Source organism: Brevibacillus parabrevis (assembly GCF_022701015.1).
GTDB classification, from domain to species: domain Bacteria; phylum Bacillota; class Bacilli; order Brevibacillales; family Brevibacillaceae; genus Brevibacillus; species Brevibacillus parabrevis.
In genome coordinates, this window is sequence record NZ_CP064090.1 from 754,168 (window position 1) to 771,829 (window position 17,662).

Below are 17,662 nucleotides of genomic sequence, written 5' to 3' on the forward strand. Positions count from 1 at the left end.
CTCCCTAGCTTACAATCCGTGGCCGTTCCAGCTTCTCCATCCCGTGTACCTGGATCGCTGACCATTGCGGAACGAACCGATCAATCCGCGCCACGAGTACCGTCATGTCATCCACGATTTTCCCGGAATGCTGACGAATGACTTTTTCCAGGAGCAGGTCGGCTACTTCTTGCGGATCATCTGTTTCCAGCTCGCTGATGATCCGCTTCATCCACGCCTGCCTGTTTTCGATATGGCGGGGAGCCTCGTAGATGCCATCGGACATCATGACCAAAAGATCGCCTGGCTTGAGCATTCTCGACACGACATCGACCTCGATTTCTTCCAAAATGCCCACGGGCAAGTTGTTGGCTGTAATCGTGATGACGTCGTTTTTTCGTTTGACGAAGCTCGGTGTCGAACCGATTTTGATAAACCGGGTATGCGCCGTCTGCAAGTCAATCAACGCCAGATCAACGGTGGCGAACATTTCATCTGTAGAGCGCAAGGCCAGGATAGAATTGACGGTCTTGATCGAAATTTTTTCGTCCATGCCGGAGCGAAGCAGCTGCTGGAGCATGTCGAGGGCAGACTGGCTTTCCAGAAAAGCCCGTTCCCCATTGCCCATGCCGTCGCTGATTGCCAGCGCCATTTTGCCATTGCCCAAATCCATTGTGCGGAAGCTGTCTCCGGACAAGAGCTTGCCATCTTTCGCTGCGCCAGCGACGCCGATTTCGATTTCAAACGTTTTGGCGGAGGCAAGGCACATCGTGCAAGAGCCGTCTTTTTGCGCTTCGCATTGACGCTCGCGAACCACGATGTTCTCGCCCAAAATTTCCGTCAGCATCGGAGCGACGATTTTCCCGCATTCATCATGTCCAAAGCAAGTCGGCTGACTGATTTCGATATCGACCTTGCCTTCTTCCAGGCTGTGAATTTCGACCCGGCGAACCGATAGCCCCAATCCTTCCAGCGCTTTGGAAACTTGCTTTTCCTGAAAAGACAGCTCCATGCCTTCCCGCTGAATTTCGCGGGCAAAATCGCTCATGACCCGGGAAACTCCCGACAGTTGGTCAGCTACCAGCTTGCGGCTCTCCTTCACCTGTTTTTTCAACTGGTCAAAAGCTTGCTGACGGTCGTACTCTTGTTCCATGACCGTCATCACCTTTTCTGTCTTGACGCACTTTCGCTCCCAGTCGCGTGGCGGAGTGACACCCGCGAGCGTGCCATTTTCGTACACTTTTTCCATCAGGTAGCGCATGCCTTGATACGTAGCTTGCGTGTCCTTTTCCCAGCATTGTTCTTTTTTCCAGCACTTTTGGCACGTAAATTCGGACACCCGGCTGAGAAAGGCATCGGCTTGTTCCTCGATCTCCTCCTGATCTGCGGTTTGGGCAAAGCTGCGGGACAATTGGGTAAACAAATCGGAGAACTGTTGAATTTTGCCCGCCGTCACATCGCGGACTCTGCGCATATATTCCTGATGAGATTGCAAATTTTCGGGGGTACCCGGAATAAATCTGGCTACTTTTTTCCAAAGTACAGCAGGGGTGAGAATGAAGCAGACAATCGCCAGAGAAGTTTCAATCAAGGAGTAGTAAAGCGTCTCTTCCGCCCCGCCGTAAATAGCCAGGATCGCTGTTCCGATCAGCAGACCTGCGGAAACGCCTACTTTTCCGCCTTCTTTCAGCAGTCCTGCCAAAAGACCTGAAAAGGCCAGCAAATTGATTTGCAGAAGGGCACTTACATTTGCCAAACTGAGGATAAGACCAGTTACGACGCCAACCGCTGCACCCACGGTTCCACCGCCGACGAAGGCGAAGACGAGCAGCAAATAGCGAGAGAGTACGTGTTCCATCGAGATGCCTTCGACCATCCAGTCCACTGTACCTGTCATCACAGAGGCGAGCAGGATGACGAGCGACACGATTTCCTCGTTTTTCAGCGGCTCATAGGGCTTGGCCAAATGAATGATCGAAAGCGACTGGATGAAGATGAGCGTTAGCACGAAGCCGAGTACAGCTTCTACAGCCACCATGATCAGCTCGTACGTATTTACCTGATTGGTAAGCACCGCGTACAAGAGCCGACTGACAAAGATCGTGACGACCACGAGCAGCGGAGTGCGCGAAAAGTCTTTGCGCCGCAGCCGCTCCATCATTTTGCATGTAAACAGAGCGAGGACGATGCTGAGGATCGTCTGTAGCCCGATCGGCACCGATTGGGTAAAAGCCCCGAGAATCAGCGCCAATCCGGTAACGAGCAGGCAGTCTCTGCGAATATAGAACATGACGATAAAATACGGTATAGCAAAAGGCGTCAGCTCTTCCAAGATCAAGGCCCGCCCGAGCAAAAACCCCATCAAAAGTGGAAGCACATTCCATCTGCGTACGGCATCAGCGACTTTGTCTCCCCATGTTCGTGCGGTCGTATCCATTCGTTCTGACACTTGGCGCGCCCATGCTTGCCCAGCTTGGGTCACATTTTTGTTTGCGATCATTTTAGCTCCACCCCGTTCTTGTTCAATGTGTTTCTCCATTATACGGAGGTGGTATTGTAAAATTTGTCAAAAAACCAGCGAATATTCACAGAATCGTGCGACAAATAAACCTGCGAATTTGGACAAAAAAAACCGACGTTATGGCGGATAACGTCGGCTGACAGGTGATTCGCGCTTTGCGAAACGGGCTTACGATACCTTATTCGTCACTACTTCAAAATGACCTTCCTCTTTTTTCTGTCAAACTGTGCTTTTAACAAAGAAAGAAAAGTCATAATTTTCCGATCAATATTCACCGGCCACGTCCCTTTTTATCTCCGCTCTTTTTCAGAGAGGACTGGCGGTCTTCGCTTTCTTTGAGGAAGCGATTGAGCTTATCTTCAAAGCCTTCTGTGCGTTCCCGCTGTTGGGGGGGCTGGCGCTCTTTTTCCTGCGCCTTTTTGATAGACAGCCCGATCTTGCCTTCCTTCACACTGAGGACTTTTACCGTTACGATATCGCCGATTTTCAAAAATTGGTGAATATCTTTCACATATACGTCGGCAACTTCACTGATATGCACCAGTCCGGTCACATTTCCAGGCAACTCTACAAACGCGCCAAATTTCGTGATGCCAGTGACTTTTCCTTCCAGTTTGCTCCCGATCTCGACTCCCATGTACGTGGAAAGCCTCCCTCTCCTAGAAGATCACACTGTGAGCTTATTCCGGAATCACGTAAATGCTCTCGCCCTGCTTGGTGTAGTAAATTCGTTTGCGCGCCAGCTCGGCCAAATATTCCTGGTCGTTCAAGCGGCTTGCCTCATACGTCAGTTCCTCTTCCTTTTGCTTCAAGACAACCGATTCCTGCTTGAGTGCTTCCAGTTCGCTGCTCTTTTCAGCCAACACTCCGCTCTGCAAGTAGAGTGTATAGCCAGTCCAGACGAAAAAGCACAGGATAAAAAAGAAAAAGAGCCGCATTCTTCGTCTTTGTCCTTTTCGATTGGTTGGAGAGGTCGTTGCCTGTTTCATCATTTCGCCACCTCGGATTACTCCCGCTTTCTCTTTGAGTGAAACCAATTCTTCCAATTGGTCCAGATTCCTGTTGTTTTTCCGAACATTTTTTTCCCCAAATGTTGACCCCATTTGGCAAAAGGAGAGATGACAAAACGTGTCACTTTCCACAAAAAGCCGAGGATCATGAGCAACATGGAATAAAAAAATGCCAGCACCATCAGGATCACTCGGTAAATAAAGAGCACGGGACGTACAACCAGGGTATCAATAATTTGTATGACCGTTCGGTATAACCACTGACAAAATTTTATCATGCGGTTTAAAAAAAGGATATACTTCTTACTTCCTAATAAAAAATACAGCCACGCACCGAAAATCATTCCAAAAAAGATGGGAAAACGAATTATCCCGTCGTTTACTTTTACTAAAATCCAGAAAACGGCTCCCATACTGCCAACCCAAAACAGGACATCAAAGAAGAAGACCAGCCAGAGCGGCATCCTGCTCTTCCCTTTGAACACATGATACGTATCAAATCCCATTCCCATAAGAGCCCCGCACGTCGACATGGCCAAAACCGTCTGCAACTGAAGGATGATGTTCACTTGAACAACTTGCCGAAGAATCCTCTCGACCGATCTCCGGCCTGACCTTGTTCCAGATACGCCATTTCGTGAACCAGGCCCTCGATCGCCACTTCTCCGGTTTCCAGACTCAAATTTTTCATATGCAGGTTTTGGCCTCGTATGGTTAAAAAGCCGCCGTCCGTTTCCAAGAGGAATTCTTCACTGTCAAAGCTTTCGACGTTTTTTACTCCCGAAATCGCCAAACTGCGTCGATTGATCATCACGATTTCGTGGCGCGGCCGCTTCGTGTGGTCGTTCATGATTACTCCCCCCTAACGTACCCTTCTTGTACCATCGTATGGAGGGGGATGTCCTTTTAGAACAAAAAAACCCCGCTGACCTGCGGGGTTGCTTTTGCCACTCTTATTTGTACACGGTATAGTTGCCGTTCACATAAATGATTTTGTAGCCGGTACGATCGGCAATCGTCTTGAGCGGCAAGGTAGGAATGTTGTTTTTCAACTGAACCGCTGCCGGCAAAGTAACGTTTTGTCCGTTGACGTTCACGATGTTGGAACCGACCTTGAACTGCATCACCGTGTTGCCGCTGACGACTTTTGCTGTCGTTTTCGTGTAGCTGACCGAGAAGCCGAGAGCATCGCGGAAAAATGTAGTCGGCATGAGCGTGTTGCCGTTTACTGTATACGGAGCAACGGCCAGTTTTGTCGTTTTGCCTGCTTTCGTGAAGGTCGCGACGTTCGCCTTGAAGCTCACACCGTTCAGAGCCACTACATTGGCAGGACGGGCGAACAGCAAGCCCTTCTCTTCAGAGGTATAGACGCCGATGCTGTAGACGCCCGGCGTACCCGGATTTACAATCCCCGCCGTTTCAGCCACGTTGACTTGCACCGCAGCACGCGCCGGGATGTCTGTGGAAGGCACGATGATCAGATTTTGTCCGCGCGCGCCTACGTAATTGGCTGCCACGCCGTTCACGGTTACTGTATTTGTTGGCACATAAGCTGGCACCTTGAAGCCGACAGGAAGAACCACTTCAATAAAGCCCTGGTTGCGGACAATCGGAGCGCCCAGTGCTTTGATGCCAATCTGCAATCCGGCCGGAGTCGATGCGGTAGCTCTGGTAAGCCCGATCGTAGCCTGCGTGTTGTCTACAGGAACAGGGGCAACTACGCCGCTAATTTGAAAATCTTTGGACTTGTATGTTTTGTTATCGACTTTTGCCGTAATCGTGTAGCTCCCTGCGGATTTCGGGTTGACCAGATAGCCGTCGTACGCGAATTTGACACTCAGGCGATTCGAGCTGGAAAAGCCGCTGGGCGTGCGAAATGACACCTTGTTCCCGTTCACGCTAAGTCCCGTCACCTGATCGCCGTTGACGGTCACATTGGAGCTGGAGAGAACAGGCGGCACCATTCCCCACTCAGGGAACTCGACCTGAATATCCGAATTACTGTACAGCTTGCTGGACAAATCGAAATCAAGCGTATAGCTGCTTCTCGCTCCCACGGAGCTATCAGACAAGGAAACAGAGAAAGGCGTGCTGCTGGCGCCTGAGATTTCCACGTCCTTGGATTTGTACTTTTTACTGTCGTACTCCAATGTGTAATAGTAGGACTTGCCAGGATCGGACGGATTCACAATGCCTGCCGATGAGCTGAACTCCAGTTTGATATAGTTGTCTCCGTCAGCACCGCTCGGCACTTCGATTCGCACGGTATCGCTGTCGATTATCGTCACGTAATCAGCCTTGTAACCGTTGACCTTTACATCGGACTTGCTGATGCTTTTCGGCAGCATGTCTCTCGTTGGGAAGTCTACATAAATGTATTTGCCCTCTTTCAGCTTGCTTTTGGAAGCCAGAGTGAATTTGCCGAGCGTCAGCGAAATGCTTTCTTCTGCATTTTTGTTGCTGTGAGAAGCTTCGAAATCCCCCTTGCTGCTACTGCTGCTGGAAGAGGACTTGCCAATCGAGATTTTTTTGCTTTTATAGGTACTTTCGCTGCTTGTTTTGACCTCTATGGAATAGCTGCCCTTATCATCGGGGTTGGTGATGTTATCGATTTCCACAGTCACTACGGAGCCTTTTTTAATGCGATCCCCGATTTCGATTTCCACCACGTTTTTACTTACAGATACGCTGTCAATCGTAACCTTGTCGCCGTCATCCTTAACCGAAACGTCGGATTTTTTCAGCTTTTTGTCTACGGAATAGTCAGAAGGGAACCGAACGTAGATCGTGTCGCCTGATTTCAGTTCCTTGTCGATTTCAAACTCAATCGTATATTCCGTTTCTTCTTCCGCACCTGTATCATCTGCTGAAACCTCTTCGATGGAAAGAGCTTGAGCAGCTTTTGGCTCCATCACAAACGGACTTGTTAGCACCGTAGTCGCCAGCAGGACAGAGATCCCTTTCTTCGCGCTTTTGTTCAACGGTAACGCCTCCTTCTCCTCTGAAAAACTTCCCCGAACGGGGTGGCGATTCGCTCGCCGTTTTTCCAATATGGATGTGACCGCAAGCGGCCTGCAGCACAAAATCAAACCCTGCGCTGCAATTCCTTCTATGATAGGAAAAGTAAGGCAAGAAAGGGTTACAGACTGGTAACGAATGACTTAACCCACAGTTTTGAAAAATCAATCCAGCCAAAAGAATCCAGCGTGATCCCTTGCAGAGCCGGATGATAGCGGTCAATGCGCCTTGCATGGTGAATAAATAAAATCCACAACTCATCTCTCAGCATGTCCTCGATGCGTGCCAAAGCTTCCAGGCGCTCCTCCTGCTGTTCCAAACCGAACACCCCAGCCAATTGCCTGTTCACAATCCCCCGCTTTTTGTCATCGAGGAAACGGTACACCATCGTGCATTTATTTTTGTAGATTTCAATCAAGCCCAGCTCAATATCGCGTTGCAGCACTTCTCCCATCATGCACATATCCGCGTGTTTTTCAGCAAAGTCGGACAACGTCTCGGCTTTCGTCGCGCTCCTCGCTTCAAGCCGGATACCGATTTGCTCACATCTTTGCCGCAGCCATTCCGCCTCCTCGCCATATTGTTTTCCTTCCCCGTACAAAAGAACAACCGTCTCTCCCTGGTAGGCGCTTTTTTGCAAACAAGCTGCCGCCTCTTCTATCGTTGATGATTGAAAAGTCATTTGCTGGCTTCTCGACGGGAGGAAACTGCCTGCGGGAGATCGGTTTTGTGTTCTCAGCTTTTCGATCATCTGAACGGGATCGAGCAGATGCTTGATTGCCTGCCGAAAATAGAAGTCATGCTGAATGCCTGGTTTGTTAAAGTTGAAGCTCAAGTAATAACAACCGATCTCTTGAAACTCGATGTTGTTGCCACCATCGCCATCGCCTTGCAAAACTGTTGAGGACGACACTGTCTGCTCTGCCTGCTCCGGCAACTGGTACCGCATCTTCGCCTGTTCCGCGCCCGATACCCGCCAAATTTCTACCCGATCCAATATCGCTCTCTCCCGGTAATAGTCTTCGAAAGCGCCAAGCACCAGCTTGTCCTCGGTAAATTCCAGCATGCGAAACGGCCCCGTTCCTACTATCGCACGCTCGGAAAACGGCACATCATGCGGCAAAACCGACAGTGCGATAGATGCGGCATAATGCAGGAAAAACCCGTTCGGCTCCCGCAAATGAAAGATGACCGTGCAATCGTCAGGGTGCTCGATGCTCACGATGTCCTCGACCTGCCAGCGATAAGGCGAGTCGAGGTCGACGAGGCGCTGAATCGTATAGGCGACATCTTTTCCCGTAAGCACGCGCCCATGGTGAAACCGCACGCCTTTGCGCAAATAAAACGTCCAGGTCCGCTTCTCCTGATCGCTTTCCCAGGCGTAGGCTAGTTGAGGCTGAAAGGACTGGGAAGCAGGATTGAAAATAATGAGTGTATGGCAAATTTGTTGAATAAAGTGACTCTCCGCCGATACAGCAACAAATGCCGGATCAAGAGTCGAAAGCACGCGCTCCCGCGGAATGCGCAGAACATCCTGGCGTCTGCTCTCGCCTTCCTCTGCGACAAAGCCAAATTGAGCGTCCCACACTTCCTGCAAGCAGCGCCGGACGTTTACAGGCAAGCTTTTATGCTGTAAAAGCTCCACCGCCTCCCGAACGTTTCCTTGTGAAAGCAGCTCGTGAAAAGAATCGGTCAAAAACTGGCTGACATCGCAAAGAATCGTCAGCGTAGAATGGTTGCCTCTGCCCACGCCCGGCTGCCATCTCAGCAGCCCTTCCCTCTCCCATTTGCGTAAAATCAGTTTCACATTGCGCGGTGTGCAACAAAGCAGCTCCGCTAATTCCGTAATTCCAACCGTCAGCTCTGCCCCCGGCTCCCAAGCGGAAAAACCGAGCAACATTTGCGTAAAGTGTTCATGACTTTTCATGTTCATCCATCCTAAAAGGTGAAATCATTACTGCGATCTTACTCTTTTTCTTCTCCTTTTAACAGCTACAATTTAGTCAAGAAAAAGGAGAGGTGGTCTGCACATGAGTTTGTTTGAACTACACCCGAATATCCGCATTCGCATCGTGACTTCCTTTCTGACGAAACTGGTTGGAAATATGATTTTCCCGTTCATGGCCATCTACTTTTCTGCCAAAATGGGGTTGGCTTTGACAGGGTTTTTGTTAAGTCTGACGTTGCTCACTCAGATTTTGCTCGGTTTTTACGGGGGCTATCTGGCTGATCGCTGGGGCAGAAAAAAAGTAATGGTATACGGTCAATCGGTCCAATGTGCCGCTTTCCTGATCATGACGCTTGCCAATTCACCGTGGCTCGATTCAGCTTGGCTCACTTTTGCCATGATGCTCTTGCAAAGCGCGAGCAATGGGCTGATTAGTCCAGCAGCCGATGCGATGCTGATTGATGTGAGCACCGCGGAAAACCGCACCTTCATGTACAGCATCAATTACTGGGCTTCCAACTTGTCGATTGCGATCGGCTCCGTTCTCGGCGGACTGCTGTTTGCCACGCACCGTTTCGAGCTGTTTATTGCCCTAACCTTGGTCAGTTTGTTCACGCTCTACATGATGTCTGCGCGCATGCAGGAATCGTATTTTCCGCAAAAGGACAGGGCGCAACGAACTCCTTTTGCAGGCGCAAACGTTCTCGTGGATGTCATAAAAAGCTACAGGCAGGTAATAACGGATCGTCGCTTTTTGCTGTACTCGCTGGGAGGTCTGTTTATCTTTTCCCTGGAGTTCCAGACTGCGAACTACGTCGCTGTAAGGCTATCCCACGAGTTCCCGTCCCAAAGCATCTCGCTTTTCGATTGGTTTGCCGTTGAACTGACTGGTCTGAAAATGTTCAGTCTCATTCAGTTGGAAAATACGCTCCTGGTGGTCTTGCTCTCCCTCTTTATCACGAGGCTGATCCGCCATGCGCGAGAAGCTTCTGCCATGTACGTTGGCGGGCTGTTGTACATCGTCGGCTATACGGTAATCCTGTACAGCAATTCCCTTTTCCTGCTGATGGCGGCTATGCTGATTGCTACTTGGGGGGAGCTGATTCACATTCCGACCAGGCAAACCTTTCTCGCCCGGATTGTCCGCGATGACGCCCGCAGTTCCTACATGGCAGTGAACGGCCTTGTGTTTCAGGGCGCCAGAATCATCGGAACGGCTGGAATTACGCTGGGGGCCATTTTCCCATCCTATCTGATGGCGCTGCTGTTTTTCCTGCTCGGGGTTACGGGCATGTTGATCGTCCGCCATGTCGTATCGCAACTGGAACAGACTCATGTCCCGATGACCCATGCAAAAGAAGCTGCCCGATAATGCTCGGACAGCTTCTTGCTGTTTCTTTTCAAGATGCTTCATCTTTATTCCGACGACAGGCTCTCCAGCAAGGCATCGCCCTTGGCTCCGACTCTAATCGTCGCAAACTTTGCATTTTCCTGTACTTCCAATCCTGTTCCTTCAGGGACAAAATAGCTCTCGATTCCGTACTCAACCTGGCCCCATCCGACTGTTTTCCCATTGATGACGACATCGGACGGATCAGCCGTATAAGGCTTGTTCCAGACGCCTGCTTTTTCATAGTAGCCACTGTAGCCGTACACATTCTGTTCTTGCTTCCGTAATACGACACGGACTTTTTCCCCGGAAGGAAGCTCCTCGTCTGCAAGTGTCGATATGTCGTAGTTCAATCTCACATAATCGCCTTGCAACAGCGAGCGTGGGTCGACTGGCGCCAGCTTCAGCTTGACGGAGGTTCCTTGGGACAAAATCGTCTCGCTGCTGTACACCTGGTAGCCTGCCAAAACAAGTTGAAGCAGCATAATCATCAGCAAAATTAGCGGCCGCTTCGCAAAGACTGGCGACATTATCGGCGTGTCTGACTGTACGCGCCGCTCCAGCCAATAGCTGACGAGGAAAAAGACGATGCTCAAAAGCAGCAGACTCAACGATTTATGCAGCAAGCTCCACAACAGGTCGTAATACTTCATCAGCAAAAAGGCAAACCAGAAGGCGAGAACGATGCCGAAAGCGCTTTTGCTCTTCCTGTGCAAGGTCTGATAAAGCAAATAAGTCGTGAAGACAAAGAACCCGGCTTGAATCAGCAAATTCACGGCAAATGATTCAAAATGAAGCTCGGTCAACGCAAGCAAAGACAGCAAGCCGTAGACGAGGGAGCTGTTTCGCAAGACGGTGGGCAGGCTTCGGACGTAATACATCCCCATTTGGAACACAAACAGGATCAAAAGCACCGTCGTATCCTGCATGAACATGTTGTTCGTAAGCTTGAAATAAAGCACGAGCAGAAAGGCGAGTTGGGTCAAAAGCCGCGCGGGAATGCCAGCTGCCGCCTTCCATACGTAGAGCAGAACGGCGAGGAAGACCACCCAATAATAGCCTTCCAAAAACAGCGAGGAGCCGATTCCGAGCAAATAGCCTATCGTAAGCAATGTATAACGAACCGTTGCATTCATTTTCGGAAGCAACAAAACCGGGGCAAGAAACCCGAGCAGCGACAGGAAAAAGATAAAATACAGCACCGATTCGTCATCGAATACAAGAACGAGCAGCCCGGTCAGCGAAATGGCTCCAATGAATGCAGCAATCGTCGTTACCAGCACCGTAAATGCTTCCTGGAAAAATTGCACCCACTTGCTTTTTTGGTGCGCCGATTCCTTGCGCAGCCAGTTGATGCCCACGACCGCCCCCCAGACAAGACCCGCAGCCGCCAACAGCGCCACGAGGAAAAAGCCCTCAGAGTAATACTCAAGCATATACCAGAAAAACTTCGCGAGCAGGAACAAAGACAGCATGGAAGCTGTCGCAATCAGCAGTCCGCGGTTGGGCAGCCATTTCAAAAAGGTTACGAACAGGACGGCTCCGACCAAAAGATACAGAATTTCAGGCAATGCATCGTACACTTCGACAAACGATGAGATGAACAAGCTGACGGAAAAGACGAGAAAGGACAAATAATAGATCGGTTGAGACGGCAGCTTTCGCGTCGACGTCAGCCAGAAAAGCACCATATTGCCAAGTGCGACCAACCAGAAAATCATGTACCACCATTCGCTCTCGCGCGATACGTGAACGACTGTCGGTTCGAGGAAAAAGATCAGGGCCAGATGCGCCAAAACATAGCTGATCACGTAAAAAGGCTGGTAGCGCGTAAAAATCGCGAAGAGCAGGTTAGGAATCAGCCAGACGACAAACAGCATGTAGCTATCGGCGTGAGAGTTGTAAATCTGCCCTAAAAGAGCGACACAAAGCCCAAATGCCAAACCTCCGGCAACCAGCAGCCAATTGCTGAGGAAAGCATGACGTTTCAACAACACGGACGTGACATAGGATGAGAGATAAAAAAGAACCAATACAGTGACACTGACACCTATTTTTTCCCATCTGTCCAGCATCGGCCAGTTGGAGGCGAAAAAGTAAAACAGGGCTGAAAGCAAAAGTGAAATGGCCAAGAAGTACCCCGTCTGAACTCCCCTTTGTTCCATCTGCACCACCATCCCTTCTGATTTGCTTTCATGTATTTCCATTATATCCTTCTTTTGCAGAAAAAACGTCCTGCGGTTTTGTGCCACCAGTAGCCTTGTCAAAATAAAAAGACTGCCGTAATGGCAGTCTAAGTTGCAATCCTGGGCACGTTACCCTTTCAAGTAAGCGTCCTCTTCTTTTTCGTCACGTGGCACGGGAACTTCACCAATGACTGTATAGAGCGAAGCTGCTTCTTCTTTTCGCGGATTTTCCTTGATGTCTTCTACTTTTACGGAAACGATCTTTTGTCCGAAACGGATCGCCAGCTTGTCGCCAATTTTCACGTTGCTGGATGCTTTGGCCGGACGATCGTTGATTTCTACCCGAGCTTTGTCGCACACTTCTTTTGCCAGCGTACGGCGCTTGATCAGGCGGGATACTTTCAAATACTTATCCAGTCTCATCCTTACTCTCTCCCTTTTGTCTGGTGTTTGGCTTCCTCCCACCATTTGTCCATTTCCTGCAAATCGGTTTGTTCAAAGGTGCGGCCAGCCTCGTGCAGCTTCCCTTCGATATAGGAAAAACGCTTTTTGAACTTGTTGTTTGTCAGTGCCAGCGCTTCTTCCGGATCAATTTTGAGGAAACGAGCCAGATTGACCACGGCAAAGAGCAAATCGCCCAATTCGCCAGCGCGCTCTTCTGCGGACGCTTCCCGCAGCTCGTTGTATTCCTCTTCTACCTTTTTGTACACATCTGCAATATCGTCCCAGTCGAAGCCGACTTCCGCTGCTTTTTTCTGAAGCTTGTAAGCGTACATCAGTGCTGGCAGATCGCGCGGAATACCGGAAAGTTTGGACGCGGCGGCCACGTCGATTCCTTTTGCCGCTTTTTCCTGTGCCTTGATTTCTTGCCAGTTCGCGAGCGCTTCCTCTGAATCATTGGCACTCTTTTCTCCGAATACGTGCGGATGACGGCGCACCAGCTTCTCATTCAAAGTCGCAATCACATCGTCGACGGTAAAATATCCATCTTCCGCTGCGATTTGCGAATGCAGCATGATCTGCATCAACAAATCACCCAGCTCCTCGCACATCGCATCCGGGTCTTCGTCATCAATCGTTTCCAGTACCTCGTACGTTTCTTCGATCAAATTTTTGCGGATGCTTTGATGCGTCTGCTCGCGATCCCACGGGCAGCCATCCGGACTGCGCAAAATGGCGACGATCTCTTTTAAATAAGAAAACTGACGGTATGATACGGTGTCGTCTGTAGTTGGCGGCACGTACACCAAAGACAAATTGCCGAAATGCTCGACCCGGTCCAGCTCGTACAGCGGAACGCTCTCGATCCGCTCTTGGCCCGCTACGCCGACAGCTGTAGCCACCGTTACCACGTAATCATCCGGCAACACTTCCATCAAGGTCAGCTTCACATCCGATGCGACGAAAGCATCGTATACTTGCGCGATAATCGTGTGCAGCCCTGGCGACACTTGATGCGCCGAGAGAGCCGTCCCGTCGAGCAAGGAAAAGCCCTCGATCGGGTCGATGTGCAGTCTTGCGAAAAGGGGGTCGATAAAGCTTTGCCCGCCGCCGATCTCAATCTGCACGCCGCGATTCGGGCCTTCTTCAAGCAACAACTGAACCGTGCGTTCCGCCACCAAAGGATGGCCAGGAACGGCGTACACGATATGACCTGCTTCCTGCACTTTGCCCAACAGCCGTTCGACGATGTCTGCGTACACCTCGGCGAAGCCGTCGTGCTGCTCGTACACTTCGTCAAAAGAGGTCAGGGCGACGCCTTCGCTTGCCAACTGCGCGACAACCGGATGCTCTTTCGTTCTTAAGTACAGCTGGTCAGCCTGTTTGAGTGTCCGATAAATCCCGTACGGAAGCTGATCGAGGTCACCTGCGCCCAGCCCCACTACCGTAATCGTATTTTTGTTCTTATCCAATCGTTTCGCCTCCACTCGACTACCTCATGCCTTTTATTTGGGGAGAAGCTGGAACCGTGTCAACAGCGCAGCAATTCGTTTTCCTTTTGGCAGGAAATGAATGTCGTTTCTCGTAAGCCCGCCTGTTTTCAAAAGCGCCAGCACATACACTACTGCCCCTGCACCAACGGCAAGCAGTCCAACCAGCGTCTGGAACAGTCGTTCAGACATGCCTGCCTTCCCGAGCAAGGCCGTTGCTCCCCATTCCACAATCAGGACAACCACTGACATGACGATGACAGACAAAAACGGCTTTTTGACTGTTTGGCGCAATCCAATCTGCGCCCCTGTATATTTTTTCACAGCGAGCACGTTCAACCCCATCGCTACGAGATAGGCAATGACCGTAGACAGTGCCGCGCCGGAAATCCCCCAAAGAGGGACGAGCGCAAGGTTTAATATGAGTTTGACGAGCACACCGATAAACAAGTTGCGCGCAGGCCGCATGACGCGCCCCAACCCTTGCAAAATTCCCGCGCTGGCAATGCTCAATGTGGCAAAAATAATCGTGAAGGATTGAACCGCAAGCGCTTCGGTTCCGTTTTTATCGCCGTACAGCATGACGTTGATCGGCTCGGCAAGCAGGGCCAACCCAAACGATGCCGGGAGTCCCAGCAAGAATGTCAGGCGAATGGCGATTTCGGAACGGTTCGCAATCATTTGATGCTGACGCTGGGCGACTGCTTCGCTGATCGCAGGCACAAGCGCCAAAGACAGCGAGGTGGCAAAAAATGTACCGAACTGAATGAGCGGTTGCCCGCGGTCAAATGCCCCTTTTGCCAGTTTGGCCAAATCTTCCGGGGTCCCGCTGATTTGCAGCATGTTCACGACGGTAACAGAATCGACAAGCGGGACGAGCGGCAAAACAAGCGCCCCCATGCAAATCGGAACCGCATACATCAACAGACTGCGCAGCACCTGACGGTTGGTCCAGGCGCTCACTCCCGCTTGCTGAGTCCTTTCCGGAATCAGTTGGGCGCCCTGCTTGTCTCTTCTCCAGTACCAAAGCAAGACGAGGATGGCGGCAATACCGCCGGGAAATGCGGCAAACACCGCTCCGGTACCAGCAAGATAAGCATCCTGGTAAACGTTCATCGCCCAGAAAGCGGCGACCAAAATGAAAATAACGCGAATCAACTGCTCAATAACTTGTGATACTCCTGTTGGCATCATGTTTTGATGTCCTTGAAAATACCCGCGCAAGATCGCTGCCATCGGCACGAGCGGCAGGGACCAGGCAACAGCACGCAGCGGAGTCGTCAAATGCTCATCCCCCATGAACCGGGCAATGACTGGTGCTCCTGTGTACAACAGCATAAAGAAAAACAAGCCGAGCACGACCAGCGCAATACTGGCAACACGGAACGCTCTTCGCGCTCCCAGCGTATCGCCGATTGCGACGCGCTCCGAGACGATCTTGGAGATGGCGATAGGAAAGCCTGCCGTCGCCAGGATCAACAACGTGGTATACAGCGGGTATACTTGCATATATACGTACAAGCCGATATCTCCGGCAATGTTTTGGTATGGAATGCGGTATACTGCGCCAAGCAGCTTGGAGACAAGACCGGCAACCCCTAATATTGCGGCGCCTTTCACAAATTGAACAGATGCCTTTTCTTGAGCCATGTGCGTGAAATTTCTCCTCTCCAACCAGAAACTTCGTCCATTATACCACAAGCAAATCGGCGAGAAAAAATCTGCCAAGCCCTGAACGCAACAGGATCAGCTGATTTTTTTACGACAAAAAAACAGCCTCTTTTGTCCGAGGCTGTTTTTGTTCTTGCTATTGTTCCATTTGCTTTGCCAGGAAACCGGCCGCTGTTTCCGACATTTTCATCTCCAAATCACTCATCTTCGTCGATTCATTTTTGTTGAGCAGGATGACAGAACCGATCGGGTCCCCTCCCGCTACAATCGGAGCGACGACAAAGGAACCGTACGTTTCACTCATGTCGCGGCAAATTTCATAAGAACCGGCGTTTTTCTCCAGTCGCGTCTTGCGTTCCTCCAAACACTTCTCCACAATGCTGCCAATCGCTTTTTCCAGATATTCTTTTTTCGATGCGCCAGCGACAGCGATCACACTGTCACGGTCTGAGATTAATACCGTATGATTCATGCTTTCGTACAGGGAGTCAGCGTATTCTTTTGCAAAATCACCCAGTTCTCCAATCGGTGAATACTTTTTGAGAATGACTTCTCCGTCACGATCCACAAAAATCTCAAGCGGGTCGCCTTCACGAATGCGCAGTGTACGACGAATCTCCTTAGGAATCACGACCCGACCGAGGTCGTCAATTCGACGAACGATACCAGTTGCTTTCATGTCATGTTGCCTCGCTTTCCCTGAGAAGTGGGTAGTGAATAAATGGTGGTTGGTTACTTGTATTTTTTCCTCAAATTCTAATTTTAACTATGGGTGCTTGCATCAATTTTTACCAATTGCTTTGTTACTCTCCCCCGGGTGGTAGCGAGTGATAATAGTATTTGCCCACGCTTCAAGAATATGCGAGAAAACGAAAAAACAGGGAAACGGATTCCCTGTTTTTGATCAGACGACTTATTATTTTGGAGCGGCCTCGTTTTTGGATGCAGGCACGTTGTATTTCGTGATCAGCTTGTCCAGCTCGTTTTTGCCAAAAGCGTCATAGCCAGACTCCAGCGCACCTGCGCGAAGCTGCTCCTTCATTTCGTCGAAGGTTTTTTCTTTGCGGTTTTCCACTTTAATGATGTGGTAGCCAAAGCTTGTTTTCACTGGCGGGCCTACTTCGCCCACTTTTTGTGTAATCGCTGCGTCCTTGAACTCAGGCACCCATTGGCTTACGTCGGCATCTGCGTACAGACCGCCGTTTTCCTTGCTTCCAGGGTCATCGGTAAACTCCTTCGCCAGCTTGGCGAAGTCCTCACCTTTTTTCAGACGCGCTTCGAGGTCGTTGGCGATTTTCAATGCTTCCTCAGGCTTGCGCTGTTCTGTCGAAATCAGGATGTGGCGTACGGATGCAACGGTGCGCGATGCCTTATCCATTTTGTCAAATTCTTGCTTCAGCGTATTGTCGCTGATGTTCTTTTTCAGAACGGTAATCGATTCGTTGATGAGCGCCATTTGGTTGGTTACCATTTCTTTGGTGACCCCTTGGCCTTCCATCAGCTTTGTGAACTTGGCTTCATCCTTGCCCAGGAAGCCCATGTACTGACCTTTGATTTTTTCAAAGGTTTTATCCGCCAAGTCCTTGGCTTCTTTTTTCATGGCATCGTCTGAGCGACTGGCCAAAATTTTCGTTGCCGTGTACTCGCGTGCAAAAGCTTTCAGCGCTTGATTGTCGGCAGCCTCGATCATCGTGCCTTGTTGCGGGTTCATGAAGTTGATTACGCGCAGGAACTCTTCGAACTCCTGACCTGTAATCGTTCCACCCTGATACTCAACAACCACAGCCTTCGCATCTGCTGTATATGGCAGAGTCAGCTTAGGAAATTGTGTCAAAGGATCGTTGGCATCAGTCGCTTGGTTTCCTTGTTTATTACCGTCTGTCTGACTGGATGGATTTTGGTTTTGCTGAGCATTTTCTTCTGCCTTGCCGCAGCCCGTCATGAGCGCCACGACCAAAACAGCAGAAGACAAGATCGCTACAGAACGTTTCATAGAAATCTCCCTTCC

The 17,662-nt window shown here is 50.3% G+C and carries 14 protein-coding genes; 1 reads left to right on the forward strand and 13 read right to left on the reverse strand.

Translation table 11 applies throughout. The annotated features are described in order from the left end of the window. Positions 1-4: 4 nt before the first annotated feature. The 7 genes from spoIIE to IRJ17_RS03745 all read right to left on the reverse strand — a co-directional run bounded on the left by spoIIE (position 5) and on the right by IRJ17_RS03745 (position 8,455). Positions 5-2,479: a stage II sporulation protein E gene (gene spoIIE, locus IRJ17_RS03715; protein ID WP_122966019.1), complete on the reverse strand. Its 2,475-nt coding sequence runs from the start codon at positions 2,477-2,479 to the stop codon at positions 5-7. Between the two features lie 292 nt (positions 2,480-2,771). Further along, positions 2,772-3,137, reverse strand: a complete 366-nt coding sequence (locus tag IRJ17_RS03720; protein WP_242773294.1) for a S1 RNA-binding domain-containing protein — start codon at positions 3,135-3,137, stop codon at positions 2,772-2,774. 43 nt (positions 3,138-3,180) lie between these two features. After that, complete coding sequence (locus IRJ17_RS03725) at positions 3,181-3,489, reverse strand: FtsB family cell division protein (protein ID WP_122966020.1); 309 nt, start codon at positions 3,487-3,489, stop codon at positions 3,181-3,183. 17 nt (positions 3,490-3,506) lie between these two features. Then, on the reverse strand, positions 3,507-4,079 hold the full coding sequence (gene yabQ, locus IRJ17_RS03730) for a spore cortex biosynthesis protein YabQ (protein WP_173598016.1): 573 nt from the start codon (positions 4,077-4,079) through the stop codon (positions 3,507-3,509). Further along, positions 4,076-4,360 carry a sporulation protein YabP gene (yabP, locus tag IRJ17_RS03735; RefSeq protein ID WP_063230335.1) on the reverse strand — a complete coding sequence of 95 codons (285 nt, stop codon included), beginning with the start codon at positions 4,358-4,360 and terminating at the stop codon, positions 4,076-4,078. Before yabP ends, yabQ begins: the two co-directional genes overlap by 4 nt. 103 nt (positions 4,361-4,463) lie before the next feature. After that, complete coding sequence (locus IRJ17_RS03740) at positions 4,464-6,491, reverse strand: copper amine oxidase N-terminal domain-containing protein (RefSeq protein ID WP_173598015.1); 2,028 nt, start codon at positions 6,489-6,491, stop codon at positions 4,464-4,466. 158 nt (positions 6,492-6,649) lie between these two features. Next, positions 6,650-8,455, reverse strand: coding sequence for an SgrR family transcriptional regulator (locus tag IRJ17_RS03745; RefSeq protein ID WP_122966022.1), 1,806 nt, complete (start codon positions 8,453-8,455; stop codon positions 6,650-6,652). Between the two features lie 103 nt (positions 8,456-8,558). On the opposite strand from IRJ17_RS03745, the gene IRJ17_RS03750 reads away from it, so the two are divergent. Further along, on the forward strand, positions 8,559-9,848 hold the full coding sequence (locus IRJ17_RS03750; protein ID WP_173599735.1) for an MDR family MFS transporter: 1,290 nt from the start codon (positions 8,559-8,561) through the stop codon (positions 9,846-9,848). Between the two features lie 44 nt (positions 9,849-9,892). Here the strand turns inward: IRJ17_RS03750 and IRJ17_RS03755 are convergent, their stop codons facing one another. The 6 genes from IRJ17_RS03755 to IRJ17_RS03780 all read right to left on the reverse strand — a co-directional run bounded on the left by IRJ17_RS03755 (position 9,893) and on the right by IRJ17_RS03780 (position 17,647). Continuing rightward, the gene (locus IRJ17_RS03755) at positions 9,893-12,073 is read right to left on the reverse strand and encodes a GDYXXLXY domain-containing protein (protein ID WP_242773297.1); all 2,181 of its coding nucleotides are present in this window, start codon (positions 12,071-12,073) and stop codon (positions 9,893-9,895) included. Positions 12,074-12,181: 108 nt separating this feature from the next. Next, entirely contained in the window at positions 12,182-12,475 is a 294-nt protein-coding gene (locus IRJ17_RS03760) for an RNA-binding S4 domain-containing protein (protein ID WP_063230333.1), read from the reverse strand. 2 nt (positions 12,476-12,477) lie between these two features. After that, a complete protein-coding gene (gene yabN / locus IRJ17_RS03765) occupies positions 12,478-13,965 on the reverse strand; it encodes a bifunctional methyltransferase/pyrophosphohydrolase YabN (protein WP_242773300.1) in 1,488 nt (495 codons plus the stop codon). Positions 13,966-13,998: 33 nt separating this feature from the next. Beyond that, positions 13,999-15,633 (reverse strand): putative polysaccharide biosynthesis protein, encoded by a 1,635-nt coding sequence (locus IRJ17_RS03770; RefSeq protein ID WP_122966025.1) that lies wholly within the window; start codon positions 15,631-15,633, stop codon positions 13,999-14,001. 157 nt (positions 15,634-15,790) lie between these two features. After that, entirely contained in the window at positions 15,791-16,333 is a 543-nt protein-coding gene (gene spoVT, locus IRJ17_RS03775) for a stage V sporulation protein T (RefSeq protein ID WP_092274966.1), read from the reverse strand. Positions 16,334-16,570: 237 nt separating this feature from the next. Further along, the gene (locus IRJ17_RS03780; protein ID WP_122966026.1) at positions 16,571-17,647 is read right to left on the reverse strand and encodes a peptidylprolyl isomerase; all 1,077 of its coding nucleotides are present in this window, start codon (positions 17,645-17,647) and stop codon (positions 16,571-16,573) included. Positions 17,648-17,662 lie beyond the last annotated feature (15 nt).

Excerpts from the sequence above, each read along its gene's own strand:
- IRJ17_RS03770 (WP_122966025.1), bottom strand. The coding sequence starts at position 15,633 with ATGGCTCAAGAAAAGGCATCTGTTCAATTTGTGAAAGGCGCCGCAATA.
- spoVT (WP_092274966.1), bottom strand. The coding sequence starts at position 16,333 with ATGAAAGCAACTGGTATCGTTCGTCGAATTGACGACCTCGGTCGGGTC.
- IRJ17_RS03720 (WP_242773294.1), bottom strand. The coding sequence starts at position 3,137 with ATGGGAGTCGAGATCGGGAGCAAACTGGAAGGAAAAGTCACTGGCATC.
- spoIIE (WP_122966019.1), bottom strand. The coding sequence starts at position 2,479 with ATGATCGCAAACAAAAATGTGACCCAAGCTGGGCAAGCATGGGCGCGC.
- IRJ17_RS03760 (WP_063230333.1), bottom strand. The coding sequence starts at position 12,475 with ATGAGACTGGATAAGTATTTGAAAGTATCCCGCCTGATCAAGCGCCGT.
- IRJ17_RS03745 (WP_122966022.1), bottom strand. The coding sequence starts at position 8,455 with ATGAAAAGTCATGAACACTTTACGCAAATGTTGCTCGGTTTTTCCGCT.
- yabP (WP_063230335.1), bottom strand. The coding sequence starts at position 4,360 with ATGAACGACCACACGAAGCGGCCGCGCCACGAAATCGTGATGATCAAT.
- IRJ17_RS03755 (WP_242773297.1), bottom strand. The coding sequence starts at position 12,073 with ATGGAAATACATGAAAGCAAATCAGAAGGGATGGTGGTGCAGATGGAA.
- IRJ17_RS03780 (WP_122966026.1), bottom strand. The coding sequence starts at position 17,647 with ATGAAACGTTCTGTAGCGATCTTGTCTTCTGCTGTTTTGGTCGTGGCG.
- IRJ17_RS03725 (WP_122966020.1), bottom strand. The coding sequence starts at position 3,489 with ATGAAACAGGCAACGACCTCTCCAACCAATCGAAAAGGACAAAGACGA.
- IRJ17_RS03750 (WP_173599735.1), top strand. The coding sequence starts at position 8,559 with ATGAGTTTGTTTGAACTACACCCGAATATCCGCATTCGCATCGTGACT.